This window comes from Alcaligenes sp. Marseille-Q7550 (genome assembly GCF_965112015.1).
In genome coordinates this window covers 69603-88956 of record NZ_CBCOPU010000002.1, presented here as the reverse complement: position 1 = coordinate 88956, position 19354 = coordinate 69603, and the positions used below count along the sequence as shown (strand labels likewise).

Below are 19354 nucleotides of genomic sequence, written 5' to 3'. Positions count from 1 at the left end.
AGAACTATGACGCAGCAGTTTCAGAAGCTCCGCGCCCTGACGGGCATGAAAGACACCTTGCCGGGCGAAAGCGCCCAATGGGAGGCCCTGGAGGGCCTGGTGCGCGACTGGCTGGCCAGTTACGGCTACCGCAACATGCGCACCCCCGTGCTTGAACACACCCAGCTCTTTGCCCGCGGCATCGGCGAAGTCACCGACATCGTCGAGAAGGAAATGTACTCCTTCACCGATTCGCTCAATGGCGACAACCTCCCCATGCGGCCCGAGTTCACCGCCGGCATGATGCGCGCCACCATCGAGCACAACCTGCTCTACGATCGTCCGCACCGGGTCTACGCGCTCGGTCCCGTGTTCCGCCATGAGCGCCCGCAACGCGGCCGCTACCGCCAGTTCCACCAGATCGACGTCGAGGCCCTGGGCCTGCCCGGACCGGACATCGATGCGGAGCTGATCGTAGTGGTGGCCCGCCTGTGGAAGAAGCTCGGCCTGACCGACATCCGCCTGGAACTCAACTCCCTGGGCCAGGCCCAGGGGCGCGCCGCGCGGCGCGCCGCCCTGATCCAGCACCTGGGAGCCCACGTGGACGTGCTGGACGAGGAAGCCCACCGCCGCATGCACACCAATCCGCTGCGCGTGCTGGACACCAAGAATCCGGCCATGCAGGACATGGCCAATTCGGCCCCGCGCCTGTTCGACTTCCTGGGCGAGGAGTCGCGCGCCCACTTCCAGGGCGTGTGCGATCGCCTGGACGACGCCGGCATCGCCTACACCCTGAATCCGCGCCTGGTGCGGGGCCTGGACTACTACAACCTGACCGTTTTCGAATGGGTCACGGACCGCCTGGGCGCCCAGGGTACGGTCTGCGGCGGCGGCCGCTACGACGGCCTGATCGAGCTGATGGGCGGCAAGCCGGCCCCGGCAGTGGGCTTTGCCATCGGCATGGAGCGCCTGCTGGACCTGTGTTCGCAGGACGGCGAGCAGCAGGCCGCGCCCGAGTGCCAGGTCTACATGGTGCACCAGGGCGAGGCGGCCCAGCGCAAGGCGGCCTTGCTGGCCGAGTCGCTGCGCGACGCCGGCCTGGACGTCATCGTGCACGCCGGTTCGTCCGGCTTCAAGTCGCAGTTCAAGCGCGCGGACGCCAGCGGCGCCCAGGTCGCGGTCATTCTGGGCGAGGAAGAGCTCCAGAAAGGGCAGGCCAGCGTGAAGTGGCTGCGCGCCCAGGACAACGCCGAGCAGCAGCAGTCCGTGGATTTCACTGAACTCGCCAACGTTTTGTCAGCAAGGATTTGAGCATGGCCTACGATCTCGAAGAACAGGAAAAACTGGATGCCATGCGGGCATGGTGGGACCGCTGGGGCACGCTGTGCATCGTGGCGGCTTTCGTGCTGGTCGCGGCCGTCGCCGGCTGGCGCGGCTGGCAGTGGTACCAGGGCCATCAGGCCGGCCAGGCCATGGGCTACTTCGAAGCGCTCGAGAGCGCCGCGGCCCAGCAGGGCGAAGAGTCTGACGCCCGCATCAAGGCGGCCAGCAGTACCTTGCGCACCGACTTCGCCAAATCGGCCTATACCTCGCGCGGCGTGCTGGTCGCGGCTCAGGCCCTGCAGCAGCGCGGCGACCTGGACGGCGCGCGTGAACAGCTCGAATGGCTGGTGAAGGCCGATCACGACAAGCCCATGACCCCGCTGGCGCGCCTGCGCCTGGCGGGCGTGCTGCTGGAACAGAAAAAATATGACGAAGCCCTGGCCCAGCTGGACAATCCGCCGGCCAGCTTCGCCGGCCTGTTCGCCGACCGCAAGGGCGAAATCCTGGCCGCACAGGGGCAGAACGAGCAGGCCCGCCAGGCCTGGACCCAGGCCGTGGAACTGCTCAAGAACGATCCCATCTCGCAGGTCGTGCAGATCAAGCTCGACGCACTGGCAGGAGCCTAAACGATGTCCGTCCAATCTCTTCGCAACCCCAAGCAATCCGCCTCGCGCGCGTTTCGCGTCCTGCGCCTGAGCGCGCTGGCGCTGGGCCTGGCGGCCGTGGCCGGCTGCTCCATGTTCTCCAGCACGGACCCGCGCTTCGAGCCGGCCCCCTGACCGAATACGCGCCCGGCATTTCGGCCTCCATCGCCTGGAGCACCTCCATCGGCAGCGGCGCCGATTCCGGCTTCGCGCCCCAGGTCGTGGGTTCGGACGTCTACGCGGCGACCGTCTCCGGCCAGGTCAGCAAGGTGGACCTGGACAGCGGCCGCGTCATGTGGACGGCCAATGCCGGCAAGAAGCTCACGGCAGGCGCGGGCTCGGACGGCAATGTCACGGCCGTGGCGGCGGTCGGCGGCAATGTGATCGCGGTTGACGACACCGGCAAGGAACTGGGGCGCAGCCGCTCGAGCAGCGCCGTCAATGTGCCGCCCGCGGTGGGCGCCGGCGCGGTGGTGGTGCGCACCAGCGACTATCGCCTGCAGGCCTTCGACGCCAGCACCGGCGATGTCCGCTGGAGCATCCAGCGCCCGGGCCCCGCGCTGTCGCTCAAGACCAGCATGCAGATGCGCATCCTCGACGGCCTGCTGCTGGCCGGCATGCCCAATGGCCGCCTGATGGCCGTCAACGCGGCCAACGGCGCGCTGGTCTGGGAAGGCAGCATCTCGGTGTCGCGCGGCGCCACCGACCTGGAGCGCATCAACGACGTGGTTGGCGCGCCGCAGGTCGTGGATCCGCTGCTGTGCGGCGCCACCTATCAGGGCCGCGTGGCCTGCTTTGACGTTTCCCAGGGCGGCCGCCTGGTCTGGGATCGTGATTTCTCCGCCGGCACGGGCGTGGCCTCGGACAATCACATGATTTATGCGGCCAATGGCCGCGACAAGCTGGAAGCCTTCGCGCTGGCGGACGGCCAGACGATCTGGACGCAGGACGCCCTGCGCAACCGGGGTCTGGCGCCGCTGGCCGTGGTGCCCCAGGCGCTGGCCGCCGGTGACCGCGAAGGCTATGTGCATTTCCTGTCCCGTGTGGACGGCACCCTGCTTGGACGCGTCAGTGTCGGCGGCGGCGCCATCGTCTCGCCCCTGGTGGGCACGACGCGCGGCGTGCTCGTCCAGACTGGCAACGGTAATCTGGTTTTGGTTGGTATCAATTGAAAAGCGTTTCCTTTAAACCCGTCGTCGCCCTGGTCGGCCGGGCCAATGTGGGCAAGTCCACCCTGTTCAACCGCCTGACCCGTTCGCGGGCGGCGCTGGTGGCCAACTTTCCCGGCCTGACCCGCGACCGCCACTACGGCGAAGGCCGGGTCGGCAGCCGTCCCTACATCGTCGTGGATACCGGCGGCTTCGAGCCTGTGGCCAAGACGGGCATGCTGCTGGAGATGGCGCGCCAGACCCAGCAGGCCATCGCCGAGGCGGACGTGGTCGTGTTCCTGGTCGATGCCCGCGAAGGCCTCAACGCCCTGGACCTGGAGATCGCGCAGCTGCTGCGCAAGCTGGGCCAGAAGGTGCTGCTGGCGGTCAACAAGGCCGAAGGCATGCGCCACGGCGCCGGCGGAGTCGAGTTCCATGAACTGGGACTGGGCGAACCCTATCTGATCTCCGCTTCCCATGGCGACGGCGTCGAGGAGCTGATCAACCTGGCGCTGGAGAAGGTGCCCGCGCCGCCGTCCGAGGACGAGCAGGACGAGGGCGAGTTCCAGCACCGGATCAAGCTGGCCATCGTGGGCCGCCCGAACGTGGGCAAGTCCACGCTCATCAACACCCTGATGGGCGAAGAGCGGGTCATCGCCTTCGACCAGCCGGGCACCACGCGCGACGCCATCGAGATCGAATTCGAGCGCAACGGCGTGCAGTACACCCTGATCGACACCGCAGGCCTGCGCAAGCGCGGCAAGGTGTTCGAGGCGGTGGAAAAGTTTTCCGTCATCAAGACGCTGCAGGCCATCGAAGCCTGCAACGTGGTGCTGCTCATGATCGATGCGCACACCGAGATCTCCGACCAGGACGCCAGCATCGCCGGCTTCGTGGTCGAGACGGGCAGGGCCCTGGTGGTGGGCATCAACAAGTGGGACGGCCTGGACGAATATCAGCGCGAATGGATCAAGCGTGAATTCGACCGCAAGCTGCGTTTCCTGAACTTCGCCAAGATGCACACGCTGTCGGCCTTGAAAGGGCAGGGCATCAATCCCTTGCTCAAGTCGGTCAACGCCGCGCACGCCGCCGCCTTCGCCAAGCTGTCCACGCCCAAGCTCACCCGCGTGCTGCAGGAAGCAGTGGAACAACAACAGCCGCCGCGCAAAGGCATCTTCCGGCCCAAGATGCGGTATGCTCACCAAGGCGGCATGAATCCTCCCATCGTGGTCATCCACGGCAACGCCCTGGATGCCATTTCGGACTCCTATCGCCGCTACCTGGAAACGCGCTTTCGCGAGGCCTTCAACCTGGAGGGCACGCCCCTGCGCATCGAATTCAAGTCGTCTAAAAACCCTTACCTGAAGGAAGCGTGATGAGCCGTTTGTGGAGCGACCATGTAGCAGAGCTGTCGCCATATGTTCCGGGAGAACAAGCCAAGCTGGACAAGCTCTTGAAACTGAACACAAACGAACATCCTTTCGGTCCTTCGCCGCGTGTGCTGGAGGCCATCCGCCAGGCGGCCACGGACGATCTGCGCCTCTATCCTTCCTACAGCGCCCAGGAGCTGCGCGAGGCCGTCGCCCAGGTGCACGGCGTGCAGCCGGCCAACGTGTTCCTTGGCAACGGTTCGGACGAGGTGCTGGCCCATGTGTTCAGCGCCTTGTTCATGCGCGGCGTGCGGCCGGTGCTGCTGCCCGACGTCACCTACAGCTTCTACACCACCTACTGTTCCTACTTCGGCGTGCCCGCCGACGTGGTTCCGCTGCGCGAGGACTTCACGCTGGACGTGCAGGACTACGTGCGCGAACGCACGCTGAAGCCGGCCGGCATCATCTTCGCCAATCCCAACGCGCCCACCGGCATTGCGCTGGGCCTGGACAAGGTCGAAGCCATCCTGGCGGCGAACCCCGACACGGCGGTCGTGGTGGACGAGGCCTATGTGGACTTCGGCGGCGAATCGGCCGTCGGACTGCTGGCGCGCTACGACAACCTGGTCGTGATCCAGACCATGTCCAAGTCGCGCGCCCTGGCGGGGCTGCGCGTGGGCTATGCGCTGGCCAGCGCCGACGTGATCCAGGCCCTGGAGCGGGTCAAGGACAGTTTCAACTCCTATCCGCTGGACACGCTGGCCCAGGCCGGCGCGCTGGCCTCGCTGCGCGACCCCGATTATTTCCAGCGTCAGTGCCAGGCCGTGATCGACGCGCGCGAGCAGTTGCGCGGCGAACTGGAGCAGATGGGCTTTCAGGTGCTGCCGTCCAAGACCAATTTCCTGATGGCCACTCACCCGGCCCATCCGGCATCCGGCATACAGCAAGCCTTGCGCGAACAGGGCATACTGGTGCGGCATTTCCGCCAGCCGCGCATCGATCAGTATCTGCGCATCACGGTGGGATCGCCCGAGCAGTGCGCCCGGCTTTGCGCAAGTTTGCGTCAAATCCTGGAGCAGGGCGTAAAATAATCATCCACCACATCAAAATGTCCAGCAGGGCAGGTGCGGATTCAGGGAAAACCCGGTAAAGTATCAGCATCCGCTTCCACTCTGGAATAACAACATAACTGGAGCCTCACCAATGAGCAACAAAGGGCAAATACTACAAGACCCGTTTCTGAACGTGCTGCGCAAGGAGCATATCCCCGTCTCGATTTACCTGGTCAACGGCATCAAGCTGCAGGGCCAGATCGAATCCTTCGACCAGTATGTGGTGCTGCTTCGCAATACGGTCACCCAAATGGTGTACAAGCACGCGATCTCCACCGTCGTTCCCGCTCGTCCCGTCACCCTGGCTGCGGATGATCAGGCTGAATAAATCCGTCCCTCATCCTTCGCACCCTGAATTACCCGTCTTGCGGCCTCCGCAGACGGGTCTTTCTTTCTGGAGCGTCCCATGAAAGCCCTTGTCATCAGCGTCGACATGGGGGAGCTGGACTTCCAGGCGCATTCCGAAGAATTCGTCATGCTGGCCGAAGGCGCCGGCGCCGATATCGTCGAGATGCTGATCGTGCGCCGCGCCCGGCCCGATCCCGCCTATTTCATCGGCACCGGCAAACTGGACGAGGCCGTGGCCCTGGCCAAGGCGGCCGGCGCCCAGGTCATCCTCTTCGACCAGGCCCTCACCCCCGCCCAGCAGCGCAACCTGGAGCGCAAGTTCGAATTGCGCGTCGTGGATCGCGTCGCCCTCATCCTGGACATCTTCGCCTTGCGCGCGCAAAGCCATGAAGGCAAGCTGCAGGTCGAGCTGGCCCAGCTGCAGCATCTGTCCTCGCGCCTGACGCGCATGTGGACCCACCTGGAGCGTCAGCGCGGCGGCATAGGCATGCGCGGCCCCGGCGAATCCCAGCTCGAGATGGACCGCCGTATGATCGGCGCCAAGGTGCGCACCCTGCGCGAACGCCTGGCCAGGGTCCAGCGGCAACGCAGCACGCAGCGGCGCGCCCGCTCGCGCGGCGATACGCTGTCGGTCTCGCTGGTGGGCTATACCAACGCCGGCAAGTCCACGCTGTTCAACGCCCTGACCCGCGCCCAGGCCTATGCGGCCGACCAGCTGTTCGCCACGCTGGACACCACGACCCGGCGCGTCTGGATCGAAGGGGCGGGGCAGGTGGTCATCTCCGATACCGTCGGCTTCATACGCGACCTGCCGCCCACCCTGATCGCGGCCTTCCGCGCCACGCTGGAGGAAACCGTGCACGCCGACCTGCTGCTGCACGTCGTGGATGCGGCCAGTGCGCAGCGCGACGAGCAGATAGCCGAAGTGCACAAGGTGCTGGAGGACATCGGCGCGCATGAAATCCCGCGCATCCTGGTCTACAACAAAATCGACCAGGCGGGCTACGAGCCGCGGGTGGAGCGGGATGAACATGGTACTATTGCCCGAGTCTTTGTTAGCGCTCTCGAGCGCATCGGATTGGATGGATTGCGTACGGCAATCGTCGAATCAGGTCACTTCGCGGAAAACAATGCGTCTGAACAATAAAATATTCAATCTCAATGATCCCGGTTGGGGGCGAGACAACGGCAAGAATGGTTCCGAGCCGCCTCGCCGCCCCGAGAAACAAGATGGCCCGCCTGATCTCGACGAGGTATGGCGCGATTTCAACAACCGCCTGGGTTCCATGTTCGGACGCAAGGGACGCCGCTCCCCTCCGGGCGGCATGCCGCCCGGCGCCGGCTGCCCTTCCATGCCCAAGGGCTCGCCCAAGCTGCTGGTCATCGGCGGCGTGGTGGTCGTGGGCCTGTGGCTGGCCAGCGGCTTCACCATCGTCCAGGAAGGGCAGGTGGCCGTGGTCACGCGTTTCGGCGAATACACCAAGACGCTGAATCCCGGCCTGCAATGGCGCTGGCCCAATCCCATCGAAGACCACCAGACCGTCAACATCTCCCAGCTGCGCACGTTCGAAGTCGGCTATCGCGGCAACGCCCGCAACAAGGTGCTGCCTGAATCGCTCATGCTGACCACGGACGAGAATATCGTGGATATGCAGTATGTGGTTCAGTACCGCCTGCTGCCCAACGGCGCGCCGGACTACCTGTTCAACACCAACAATCCCGACGAGGCCGTGCGCCAGGCCGCCGAGACCGCCATGCGCGAGATCGTGGGCAAGCAACCCATGGATTCGGTGCTGTATTCCGGCCGTACGCAGATCGCCGCCGATGTGCAGCAACTGGCCCAGTCCATCCTGGACCGTTATCGCACCGGCATCCAGATCAGCACGGTGGCCATTCAGAACGTGCAGCCTCCCGAGCAGGTGCAGGCCGCCTTCGACGACGCCGTCAAGGCCGGCCAGGACCGCGAGCGCCAGATCAACGAAGGCCAGGCCTACGCCAACAAGGTCCTGCCCGAGGCGGCCGGCCAGGTTGCCCGCATGCTGCAGGAATCCGAGGGCTACAAGGCCCGCGTCGTGGGCGATGCCAAGGGCGACACCGCGCGCTTTGCCAGCGTGGAGGCGGAATACGTGAAGGCGCCCGGCGTCACGCGCGACCGTCTGTACCTGTCCACGGTCCAGGAAATCCTGGAGCGCACCAGCAAGGTGCTGGTCGACACCCGCAGCGACAACAACATGATCTACCTGCCTTTGGACAAGATCGTGCGTCAGGTGGGCAGCCAGCCCGGCGTGGAGCCTTCCGCTCCGGCCGCGGCGGCCGCGGCCTCCCAGAGCCAGCCCAGCCGTCCGGCTCCGGCGGCGCCGCCCAAGGCGCCGGCGGTCAGCAATCCGGCCGGCATGGACACTTCGCTGGGTTCGCTGGTCAGCCCCTATTCCCCATACGCACGCTAGGAGAGCATGATGCAACGTTTATTTCCTGCTCTGGTGGCCCTGGCGGTGATCATCGGTCTGCTGCTGTCGTCCGTGTTCATCGTGCGTGAGCGCGATGCGGCGCTGGTCTTCGCCCTGGGCGAAGTGCGCGGCACCATCACCAGCCCCGGCCTCTATTTCAAATTGCCCCCGCCGTTCGAGAACGTGGTCTTCCTGGACAAGCGCCTGCAGACCATCGAGACCAAGGATCCGGAACGCATCCAGACCGCGGAGAAGAAGAACCTGCTGATCGACTCCTATGTCAAGTGGCGCATTTCCGACCCGCGCCAGTTCTACGTGACCTTCGGCGCCAGCGACCGCGGCGCGGTCGAGCGCCTGCAGGCCCAGATCCGCGACGCGCTGAACGCCTCGGTCAACGTGCGCACCGTCAAGGAAGTGGTTTCCACGCAACGCGATGCCATCATGCGCGAAGTGCTGACGGCTGTGGAGGCCCGCGCCCGTCCGCTGGGCGTGGAAGTGGTGGACGTGCGCCTGCGCCGCATCGACTTCGCGCCGGAGATTTCCGAATCCGTGTACCGGCGCATGGAAGCCGAGCGCACCCAGGAAGCCAACCGCCTGCGCGCCACCGGCGCGGCCGAAAGCGAACGCATCCGCGCCGAGGCCGAGCGTCAGCGCGAGGAACTGCTGGCCGACGCCTATGCCCAGGCCCAGAAGATCCGCGGCGAGGGCGACGGTCAAGCCGCTTCCATCTACGCTCAGGCCTACGGCAAGAACCCCGAGTTCTACCGTTTCTACCGCAGCCTCGAGGCCTACCGCGGCGCCTTCGGCAAACAGAGCGACACGCTGGTCATCAGCCCCGATTCGGACTTCTTCAATTACTGGAGCAAGCCGAACGAGCCGGTCCCGGCGGGACGCTGATCCGCGCCAGGAACCTTCAGGGCCGCCGGGTGTTCCCCCGGCAGCCCTGATCGTTTATACTACCGTGTAAGTTACTAACACCACTTCGCAGGCGACTTGGGCGGCTTACAAGCCCCAAGTCGCTTTTTGTTTGGCTGGAACTTTCGTCTATCAAGTAGTCCGAGGCATTCGTATGTCCAATTGGTTGTTGCCAGAGAGCCTGGCCGATATCCTGCCCGCCGAGGCGCGCCGCATCGAAGAGCTGCGCCGCAATCTGCTGGACTTGTATCGCACCTACGGTTTCGAGCTGGTCGCCCCTCCGCTGGTGGAATACCTGGAGTCCCTGCAGGCCGTGTCCGGCACGGACCTGAACCTGCGCACCAGCAAGGTCGTGGACCAGATTTCGGGCCGCACCATGGGTGTGCGCGCCGACATGACCCCGCAGGTGGCGCGCATCGACGCCCACCTGCTCAACCGTGAAGGCGTCACGCGCCTGTGCTATTGCGGTTCGGTGCTGCACGCTCGCCCGGCCGGCCTGCTGTCCGACCGCGAGCTGCTGCAGATCGGCGCCGAGGTCTTTGGTCACGCGGGCGTGGAATCCGACCTGGAAGTGATTCAACTGGCGCTGGCCAGCGTGGGCCGGGCAGGGGTGCACCATCCCCGCCTGGACCTGAATTATCCCGGCCTGGGGCGCTTCCTGATCGAACGCGACCCCGTGCTCAAGCCGCGCGCCGCCGAAGTCTGCGATCTGCTCAATGCCAAGGACGTTTCGGGCATCCATGCCCTGGGCCGCGAGTCCGGCTGCCTGCCCGAGACCACGCGCTACCTGTTGGCCCTGACCTCGCTGTACGGCGGCGCCGACGTGCTGGAGCGCGCCCGCGGCCTGCTGCCGGACGCGCCTGAAGTGCGCGAGGCGCTGGGCAGCCTGCGCACCCTGATCGACGCCTTGCCCGGCCATGAGATCACCGTGGACCTGGCGGACATCGGCAGCGGCTACGGCTATCATTCCGGCCTGGTGTTCTCGGTCTATGCGGAAGGCTGGCACGACGCGCTGGTGCGCGGCGGCCGCTTCGACGGCATCGGCCGGCTGTATGGGCGGGCGCGTCCCGCCACCGGTTTCAGTCTGGACTTGCGCAAGCTGTCCGCCGGCCTGCCGCCGGCGCAGGCCGCGCGCGCCGTCCGGGCGCCATGGGGTAATCAGCCCGACCTGATTGAGGCGCTCAAGCGCTTGCGCCAGAGCGGCGAAATCGTCATCCAGATGTTGCCCGGTCAGGAGCCCAGCCTGGATGAATTCGTGATCGACCGCGAGCTCGTCTTGCTGGACGGTCAATGGCAGCTTAGGGCGCTGTAAGCCGGGCGGCTTGCTGCGCAGGTGATTGTTCTCGGTCCGGCACGGTGCCGGCCTCCTTTAATTCTGATACTAGACATGAGCAAAAACATTGTGGTGATCGGCACCCAGTGGGGTGACGAAGGCAAAGGCAAGATCGTCGACTGGCTGGCCGAATCCGCGCACGGCGTGGTCCGCTTCCAGGGCGGCCACAACGCCGGCCATACGCTGTGGATCAACGGCAAGAAAACCATTCTGCGCCTGATTCCCTCGGGCATCATGCACGCGCACGTCACCTGCTACATCGGCAATGGCGTGGTGCTCTCGCCCGAAGCCCTGCTGACCGAAATCGGCGAACTGGAAGCGGCCGGCCTGGATGTGCGCTCGCGCCTGCAGATCTCCCCGTCCTGCCCGCTGATCCTGCCCTACCACATCGCCGTGGACCAGGCCCGCGAAAAGCGCAAGGGCGACGGCAAGATCGGCACCACGGGCCGCGGCATCGGCCCGGCCTACGAGGACAAGGTGGCGCGCCGCGCGCTGCGCGTGCAGGATCTTTACGACCCGGCCATCTTCGACGAAAAACTGGCCGAAGTCCTGGACTACCACAACTTCGTGCTGACCCAGTATCTGGGCGCCGAACCCGTCTCCGCCCAGCAGGTGCGCGATCTGGCCATGGCGCATGCCGAACAGCTCGCTCCCATGGTGGCGGACGTCTCCAACAATCTGTACCTGGCCAAGAAGGCCGGCCAGAAGCTGCTGTTCGAAGGCGCGCAGGGCGCGCTGCTGGACATCGACCACGGCACCTATCCCTTCGTCACCAGCAGCAACTGCCTGTCGGGCGCGGCGTCCGCCGGCGCCGGCGTGGGACCGCAGGAGCTGAGCTACGTCCTGGGCATCGCCAAGTCCTATACCACGCGCGTGGGCTCGGGTCCGTTCCCGACCGAACTGCTGGACGACACCGGCATGCGCCTGGCCACCGTCGGCAAGGAATTCGGGTCGGTCACGGGCCGTCCCCGCCGCTGCGGCTGGTTCGACGGCGCGGCCATGAAGCGCTCGGTCATGATCAACGGCATTTCCGGCCTGTGCATCACCAAGCTGGACGTGCTGGACGGCGTGGAACAGATCAAGATAGGCGTGGGCTACCGCTACAAGGGCGAGTTCCTGGACGTGCTGCCCTACGGTGCGCACGCCGTGGCCGAAGCCGAGCCTGTCCTGGAGGAAATGCCCGGCTGGACCGAGTCCACCGTGGGCGTGACCGACTACGACAAGCTGCCCATCAATGCGCGCCGCTACCTGGAGCGCATCGCCGAGATCTGCGACGTGCCTATCGACATGGTCTCCACCGGCCCCGATCGCAATGAAACCATCGTGCTGCGCGATCCGTTCACCAAATAAGCGCATTCTCGCGGTATAATGCCCTGCACCGTTGTACGGTGCGTACAAAGCGGCCCTTGGGCCGCTTTGTCGTTCTGGACGCTGCGCGGCCTGCCCAGACTCTCCTTGCAGGTGTTAGACGCGCAGCCATTGCATCTATACCTGGAATACATATGAGTCTGCCCCCAAATACCGATACTGATGAGTGGGTTTCCTGGGACCAGTACAATCGCCTGATCGAGCGACTGGCCCTGAGCATTCACGAGTCCGGCTGGAAATTCGACAAAATCGTCTGCCTGGCTCGGGGCGGGATGCGAGTGGGGGATGTCATATCGCGCATTTACGACGTGCCCCTGGGCATTCTGGCCACCAGCAGCTATCGCGAGGCGGCCGGCACGCAGCAGGGCGATCTGGACATCGCGCAGTACATCACCATCACGCGCGGCACGCTGGACGGCAACGTCCTGCTGGTCGACGACATGGTCGATACGGGCAAGACCTTCATGCGCGTGCGCGATCACCTGCGCTCGCAATTTCCCGCCATCACCGAACTGAAAACGGCGGTTTTGTGGTGGAAAGGCCACGCCAAGGTGGAGCCGGACTACTATGTGGCCAAATTGCCGACAAATCCCTGGATTCACCAGCCCTTTGAGGACTACGATAGCATTCGTCCTCATCAACTCGAGGCCTGGATCCGCAAGGGTATCAGCCAGGCCTGAGTCCACGATCACACGTTTTTGCGCAGACCTCGCCGTATCCGGCCGGGGCGGCGCGGGGACCAGAATGATGTGGCGCCGCAAGCGCCCCCGCATCGTGGCGAAGGATTCTGGCCAAAGGCCCGGGTCCTTCAATCCAGACATCCGGTGGTTAGCCCAATGACACGTTGCTTGGCCGTGGCCGGCAATCGTGCTATGATTTTGGGCTATCTGTTTACGCTAACCCTTTAATTTACAAGGCTAGGGATTACATGCCTATTGTTCGCCTGAAAGAAAACGAGCCTTTCGAGGTTGCCCTGCGTCGCTTTAAGCGCACGATCGAAAAAACCGGTCTGCTGACCGAACTGCGTTCGCGTGAATTCTACGAAAAACCAACGGCCGAGCGTAAGCGCAAGCACGCTGCCGCCGTGAAGCGTCGCTACAAACGCATCCGTAGCCAGCAGCTGCCTCCGCGCTTGTATTGATCCCTGAATCTTTTGTTCAGGAACTGCTCGCCCGTGTCGATGTCGTCGATGTCGTCGGGCGATATGTGCAGTTGCGCAAAGGCGGGGCCAACTTGCTTGGCCTATGCCCTTTTCACAACGAAAAGTCTCCCTCCTTCACGGTCAGTCCCACCAAGCAGTTCTATCATTGCTTTGGTTGTGGAGCCCATGGGTCAGCCATATCGTTCCTGATGGAGCATACGGGGGCCTCGTTCCCCGAGGCAGTGCGCAGCCTGGCCGCCACTGTCGGCATGACCGCACCCGAAGCGCACCGCTCCCCGCGCCACCGCGCCGCCGACGCCCGCCGCAAGGACGAGCTGACGCGCCAGCATCATATCCTCGAAGCCGCCCAGGCGCATTACCTGCGCCAGCTCAAGCAATCGCCCATCGCCATCGACTACCTCAAGCGCCGAGGCCTGGACGGAGAGACCGCAGCGCGTTTCGGCCTGGGCTGGACGGGAACGGAGCGCCGGGGCCTGGCCACGGTTTTTCCGCAATACGAAGACAATCAGCTGGTCGAGTCCGGCCTGGTGATCGAGTCCGAGGACGGACGGCGCTATGACCGCTTCCGTTCGCGGATCATGTTTCCGATCCGCAACGCCAAGGGCAACATCATCGGCTTTGGCGGCCGCCTGATCGAAAAGGGCGAACCCAAGTACCTGAATTCGCCGGAAACCACGCTGTTCTCCAAGGGCCACGAACTCTACGGCCTCTGGGAAGGGCGCCAGGGCATACGCAAGGAAGGCTTTGTCCTGATCGTGGAAGGCTATATGGACGTGGTGGCGCTGTCCCAGCACGGGCTGCACAACGCGGTGGCCACGCTGGGCACGGCCACGACCGAGCACCACATCACCAAGCTGATGCGCGCAAGCGACCGGCTGGTGTTCTGCTTCGACGGCGATGCGGCCGGCCGCAAGGCGGCCTGGCGCGCGCTCAACACCTGCCTGCCGCTGGTGCGCGACGACGTCTCCATCCGCTTCATGTTCCTGCCGGACAAGCATGACCCGGATTCCTACGTACGCGAGCACGGCCCGCAGGCCTTTCGCGACCAGGCCCAGGAAGCCTATGCCTTGTCGCGCTTCTTCCTGGACGAGCTGGCCTCGCGCCATCGCATGGACGAGGCCGAAGGGCGCGCCGCCTGCGTGCACGAGGCCCTGCCCATGCTGCTGGAGCTGGCCGACAGCACGCTCAAGGTCCAGATCCAGCACGAATTCGCCCGCATGGTGCTGCTGACTCCCGACGAGCTGGCGCAGCGGCTCAGCACGGTGGAGCCGCCGCGTCGCCCGGCGGCGGACCGGCCGCCGGCGCAGGACGGCCTGGTGGCCCGCCCGCCGGTGGCCTCCGAGCCCCCGTCGGCGGAGGCGGGGCCGGCGCCATTCGACGACGGCTTCGAAGGCTTCGATGCCTCCTTCGCGGACAGCGTGCCCATGGAGCACTGGCAGGAGCCGCAGGGCTGGCAGGAAGCGCCGGCGCAGCCGCGCGAGCGCGGCGCCTGGCGCGGCGATCGCAAGGGCAAGTCGCGCCAGGGAGCGGCGCCCGTCATGGGCAGCCGGGCCGTCACGCCCATGGCCAAGCGCCTGCTGCGCCTGCTGATCGCCCATCCGGCGCTGGTGGGCAGCCTGGGGGACCAGCAGCTTGAAATCCTTGCCCAGAGTCCCCATCTGCGTCTTGTACAGGAGTTGATCGCCCTGACCAACATCAGCGCCGCGCGGCACGCCGGCGCCTTGCTGGAGGCGGTGGATCCGGATTCGGACCTGGCCCCTGTGCTGCAGTCCCTGGCCACGGAACTGCTGGGCGAGGACGAATTGCCCGACCCGCAGGGAGAGTGGCGCGACGCCTTGCATCGGATCGAGCTGGATGCGATCAAGGCCGAGCAGTCTTCCCTGGTGGAAACGGGCCTGCGCGAGCCCGAGCAACGTCAGCGTTATCAAGAGTTGACACGCCGCATTGCTTTGTTGAATGCTGCTTATACTCGGCAAGTGAAGTAAAATATTAGGTTTATGTGTTGTGTTTGCATCCGGCCAGGATTTCGTGTCCTGGCGCGCGGGCAAATGCGGCGGGCAGCGGGTTGCGAACCACATCATGCCTTGAGCCGATGAGCCAGGGATTAAATCACGCAGGGTTCGCTTGCGCGGCACGCCCAGGAGCCGGCCGGATGGAGGCGCACGCATCATCAGGTTCTGGCCTGTACGACTCGGTGGCTACATATTGGTACCACAGGGGTAATTGGCGTCTATGGAAGAAATTATGACTCAAACGACTGGTAAAACCTCGGCGACGGTCTCTCGGTCTGGCAAGAAAACCCTGGCCGCGACGGCAAAATCAGGGTCCTCGAGCTCGGTAGACCTCGATGATTTCCTCGAGGATGGGGAGCCAGGTGCAGCGCCTGCCAGGAAGGCGGCCAAGAAGGCCGCCGCCAAGAAAACCGTAGCCAAGAAAGCCGCGGCCAAGAAGACGGCGGCCAAGGCCGCCGGCGGCGGCCGTCGCGGGCGTCCCGCCAAGAACGCCAATAACGACGGCATCGATTTCGTCGACGACGACGACATGGGCGACGAAGAGGTCATCCCCGAACTCAAGCCGGCGGCCAAGCGCGGCGCCAAGCGCGCCAAGGCCGAAAAAGACGTGTTCGGCGTGCGCGGCCAGCTGAGCCCCGAGGAGCAGGAAGCACGCCGCAACCGTCTCAAGGCCCTGATCAAGCTGGGCAAGGACCGCGGCTACCTGACCTATGGCGAGATCAACGACCATCTGCCCGACGACCTGGTGGACGTCGAGGCCATCGACGGCATCATCGGCACGTTCAGCGACATGGGCATCTCGGTCTACGACCAGGCGCCCGACGCCGACACCCTGCTCATGAGCGACAACGCGCCCATGGCCTCCAGCGACGACGACGTCGAGGACGAGGCCGAGGCCGCGCTGACCACCGTGGATTCGGACTTCGGGCGCACCACCGACCCCGTGCGCATGTACATGCGTGAAATGGGCTCGGTCGAGCTGCTGACCCGCGAAGGCGAGATCGAGATCGCCAAGCGCATCGAGGACGGCCTCAAGCACATGGTCATGGCGATCGCCGCGTGCCCGACGACGGTCAACGAGATCCTGACCTACGTGCAGCGCGTGCGCGAAGGCGTGATTCAGATCGACGAGGTCGTGGACGGACTGGTGGACGACGAGGGCGAAGAGTACGCGGGCTCGGGCGTGTCCGCCGAGGACGAGGACGAAGGTCCGGCCGGCGGCATGAGCAGCAAGCAGATCGAGTACCTGCGCAACAAGTCGCTCAAGAAGTTCGACATCATCGGCGAATGGTTCGACAAGATGCGTGTCGCATTCGAGACCGAAGGCTACAAGAGCCCCGGCTACGTGCAGGCCCAGGAAACCATCCTGAACGAATTCATGGGCATCCGCTTCACCGCCAAGATGGTGGAGAAGCTGGCCGACACCATGCGCGAGCAGGTGGCGGTGGTGCGCCAGCATGAACGCGAGATCCTGAACATCTGTGTGGAACGCGCCGACATGCCGCGCGCCCACTTCATCAAGGCCTTTCCCGGCAACGAGACCAACCTGAACTGGGTGGTGGACGAGGTCAATGCCGGCCATCCCTACAGCGCCATCCTGGAGCGCCACATCCCGGCGATCCAGGAGATCCAGCAAAAGCTGATCGACCTGCAGACCAGCGTGGTGCTGCCTCTGAAGGACCTGAAGGAAGTCAACAAGCGCATGACCACCGGCGAGGCCAAGGCCCGCAAGGCCAAGCGTGAAATGACCGAGGCCAACCTGCGTCTGGTGATCTCCATCGCCAAGAAGTACACGAACCGCGGCCTGCAGTTCCTGGACCTGATCCAGGAAGGCAACATCGGCCTGATGAAGGCCGTGGACAAGTTCGAGTATCGTCGCGGCTACAAGTTCTCGACCTACGCCACCTGGTGGATCCGACAGGCCATCACGCGCTCCATCGCGGACCAGGCCCGCACGATCCGCATCCCGGTGCACATGATCGAGACCATCAACAAGATGAACCGGATCAACCGCCAGATCCTGCAGGAAACCGGCGTCGAGCCCGATCCCGCCACCCTGGCCCTGAAGATGGACATGCCCGAGGACAAGGTTCGCAAGATCCTGAAGATCGCCAAGGAGCCCATCTCCATGGAAACGCCGATCGGAGACGACGACGATTCCCACCTGGGCGATTTCATCGAGGACAACAACACGGTGTCGCCCTCGGATTCGGCCCTGCATGGCTCCATGCGCGAAGTGGTCAAGGACGTGCTGGATTCCCTGACGCCTCGCGAAGCCAAGGTGCTGCGCATGCGTTTCGGCATCGAGATGAGCACGGACCAGACCCTGGAGGAAGTGGGCAAGCAGTTTGACGTCACGCGCGAGCGCATCCGTCAAATAGAAGCCAAGGCCCTGCGCAAGCTGCGTCACCCCAGCCGCGCGGACAAGCTCAAGAGCTTCCTGGAAAGCCAGTAATCCGATTGCTGGCCCAGCCCTGAAAACCCGGCCCTGGCGGCCGGGTTTTGTCATGGCCGTCCGCAGGCGGATGCCGATAAAGCGGACGCGGCGGATCCTTCGACAAGGGCGTTGCATGAATTTCACGTTCCGCATGGTATGTTGCAAGGCATTTTTCGACGCCCGGACGCGCCTGCGCAAGCAGACGGAAGTCCCGGGGAGCGGTCATGAACACATTACGAAAAATTCACTGGCTGGGAGCCGGGCGCCATGCTACAACGGGCGCATCTTTCGCCAGGACCTGCCGTTGCTCTGGTTCCCCCAGCCAGGGTCCGGCCGGTCGCTTTTCGCATTTCAGACATGAAGCCATCCATTTCCGAGCATCAGGAGCCAAGGGCATGATTGCGACCAGCTCCGTCACGCATCGCATCCAGTGGGCCATGGGCCTGTCCCTGACGGTCATGGTGCTGGTATTGGGAGCCGGTTCCTATCTGGCGTTCGGCTACCTGAAGGACAATGTGCTGGGCGAGCAGCTCGAGGACGTGGCCGCGCAGGTGGGCTCCATGAACCCCACGCGCAGCGGAGCTCTGGTGCTGGACCAGCCGCACACGCACCTGGCGTGGTTCATGGCCGGTTCGCAAGCGGGGCAGGGAGGCGTGCCCTCCGAATTCGCCGCCTTGCCGGCGGGTGATCACGAGGCGAGCTGGCGCCAGCAGCAGTGGCGGGTGCGCGTGATGGACCATGCCGAGGGACGCGTGGTCATGGCTGTCAATTCCGAATCCTTCCGTCAGCGCCAGACCGAGTTCGGCCTGTTGATCCTGGCCTGCATGGCGTTTTGCCTGCTGCTGGTGTGGGTGACCGCCGGGCATCTGGCCGCGTTGGCGTCCGGACCCATCATCCGACTGGTGCAGATGCTGAGCCAGCGCAGCGGCGAGCAGCATCAGTATCAGGTGGCCAACGACAATGAAATGGGACGCCTGCTCAGCGCCTTCAATGTGATGCAAAGCCGCCTGGAGGAAGAGCTCTACGAAGAGCGGGAAATGGCCCTGAACCTGGGGCACGAGCTGAATACGGCGCTGTGCGCCATCCGCAGCGAAGCGGAGATGCTGCTGCTCACGGGGCAGGAGGGCGGCCAGGCCCGCCTGGAAAATATCATCCGCCAGGCCGACATCGCCGCCGCGGGCCTGCAGAGCGCACAGAACCTGGCGTCGATCGGCAGTTCCCACAAACAGTGGTGCTGGCTGGCGCGTTACGTGGACGATGCCTGGCATTCCCTGGCGGCCCGGGCGGACAAGGGCCTGCCGCATTTCCGCAACGAGGTGCCTGAGCAGATGCAGCTCGGCCTGGATCCGTCGGCCCTGTTGGTGGTGATGCGCAATCTCCTGCAGAATGTGGTCGATCACGCCCAGGCGACGGAGGTGACGGTCAGCTCGCCCGGGCCCGGCACGCTGCTGTTCCGGGACAACGGCCAGGGCATCCCCGCAGAGCGGCTCGAGCGCCTGTTCGAGCGCCATTACCACCAGGGCGGCCGGTCTTCTCCGCAGACCGGCCGGCGCGGCCTGGGGCTGGATATCGTGCGCCAGATCTGCCTCTACCACGGCTGGAGCCTGCAGGTGCAGTCCGATGCCCAGGGAGCGCAGCGCGGCACCCGCTTCTACCTCGGACTTGACTGAATCGCGCACCGGGGAGTCATTCAACGCGCTTTTTACGCTGCCGCCGCTACAGTGCCCCTGTCTGCGACGAACCAGTTCCGGTTCGC

General features: G+C 64.9%; 15 protein-coding genes and 1 pseudogene. All 16 read left to right on the top strand.

Annotated elements, in window-relative coordinates; translation table 11 throughout:
• Positions 1–6: 6 nt before the first annotated feature.
• The 16 genes and pseudogenes from hisS to ACWPWO_RS09660 all read left to right on the top strand — a co-directional run bounded on the left by hisS (position 7) and on the right by ACWPWO_RS09660 (position 19268).
• Positions 7–1290, top strand: coding sequence for a histidine--tRNA ligase (gene hisS, locus ACWPWO_RS09735; RefSeq protein WP_454006445.1), 1284 nt, complete (start codon positions 7–9; stop codon positions 1288–1290).
• Between the two features lie 2 nt (positions 1291–1292).
• A complete protein-coding gene (locus ACWPWO_RS09730) occupies positions 1293–1928 on the top strand; it encodes a YfgM family protein (protein ID WP_454006444.1) in 636 nt (211 codons plus the stop codon).
• 3 nt (positions 1929–1931) lie between these two features.
• Positions 1932–3118: pseudogene (gene bamB, locus ACWPWO_RS09725) on the top strand (outer membrane protein assembly factor BamB).
• Positions 3115–4470 carry a ribosome biogenesis GTPase Der gene (der, locus tag ACWPWO_RS09720; protein WP_394060361.1) on the top strand — a complete coding sequence of 452 codons (1356 nt, stop codon included), beginning with the start codon at positions 3115–3117 and terminating at the stop codon, positions 4468–4470. Before bamB ends, der begins: the two are co-directional and overlap by 4 nt.
• Complete coding sequence (gene hisC / locus ACWPWO_RS09715; protein ID WP_454006443.1) at positions 4470–5555, top strand: histidinol-phosphate transaminase; 1086 nt, start codon at positions 4470–4472, stop codon at positions 5553–5555. The genes der and hisC overlap by 1 nt, the downstream gene beginning before the upstream one ends.
• Before the next feature lie 112 nt (positions 5556–5667).
• Complete coding sequence (hfq, locus tag ACWPWO_RS09710; protein WP_454006442.1) at positions 5668–5904, top strand: RNA chaperone Hfq; 237 nt, start codon at positions 5668–5670, stop codon at positions 5902–5904.
• 78 nt (positions 5905–5982) lie between these two features.
• Positions 5983–7071 carry a GTPase HflX gene (hflX, locus tag ACWPWO_RS09705; RefSeq protein WP_454006441.1) on the top strand — a complete coding sequence of 363 codons (1089 nt, stop codon included), beginning with the start codon at positions 5983–5985 and terminating at the stop codon, positions 7069–7071.
• On the top strand, positions 7055–8371 hold the full coding sequence (gene hflK, locus ACWPWO_RS09700; RefSeq protein WP_454006440.1) for an FtsH protease activity modulator HflK: 1317 nt from the start codon (positions 7055–7057) through the stop codon (positions 8369–8371). The genes hflX and hflK overlap by 17 nt, the downstream gene beginning before the upstream one ends.
• Positions 8372–8380: 9 nt before the next feature.
• Positions 8381–9268: a protease modulator HflC gene (gene hflC / locus ACWPWO_RS09695; RefSeq protein WP_454007470.1), complete on the top strand. Its 888-nt coding sequence runs from the start codon at positions 8381–8383 to the stop codon at positions 9266–9268.
• Positions 9269–9440: 172 nt separating this feature from the next.
• The gene (locus tag ACWPWO_RS09690; protein ID WP_454006439.1) at positions 9441–10598 is read left to right on the top strand and encodes an ATP phosphoribosyltransferase regulatory subunit; all 1158 of its coding nucleotides are present in this window, start codon (positions 9441–9443) and stop codon (positions 10596–10598) included.
• A 75-nt stretch (positions 10599–10673) separates the two neighbouring features.
• Complete coding sequence (locus tag ACWPWO_RS09685) at positions 10674–11969, top strand: adenylosuccinate synthase (RefSeq protein ID WP_454006438.1); 1296 nt, start codon at positions 10674–10676, stop codon at positions 11967–11969.
• Between the two features lie 152 nt (positions 11970–12121).
• Positions 12122–12667 carry a phosphoribosyltransferase gene (locus ACWPWO_RS09680; protein WP_454006437.1) on the top strand — a complete coding sequence of 182 codons (546 nt, stop codon included), beginning with the start codon at positions 12122–12124 and terminating at the stop codon, positions 12665–12667.
• A 248-nt stretch (positions 12668–12915) separates the two neighbouring features.
• On the top strand, positions 12916–13128 hold the full coding sequence (rpsU, locus tag ACWPWO_RS09675; protein ID WP_454006436.1) for a 30S ribosomal protein S21: 213 nt from the start codon (positions 12916–12918) through the stop codon (positions 13126–13128).
• The gene (dnaG, locus tag ACWPWO_RS09670; protein WP_454006435.1) at positions 13125–15134 is read left to right on the top strand and encodes a DNA primase; all 2010 of its coding nucleotides are present in this window, start codon (positions 13125–13127) and stop codon (positions 15132–15134) included. Before rpsU ends, dnaG begins: the two co-directional genes overlap by 4 nt.
• 259 nt (positions 15135–15393) lie before the next feature.
• Positions 15394–17616 carry an RNA polymerase sigma factor RpoD gene (rpoD, locus tag ACWPWO_RS09665; RefSeq protein WP_454006434.1) on the top strand — a complete coding sequence of 741 codons (2223 nt, stop codon included), beginning with the start codon at positions 15394–15396 and terminating at the stop codon, positions 17614–17616.
• 377 nt (positions 17617–17993) lie between these two features.
• Entirely contained in the window at positions 17994–19268 is a 1275-nt protein-coding gene (locus tag ACWPWO_RS09660) for a sensor histidine kinase (protein ID WP_454006433.1), read from the top strand.
• Positions 19269–19354 lie beyond the last annotated feature (86 nt).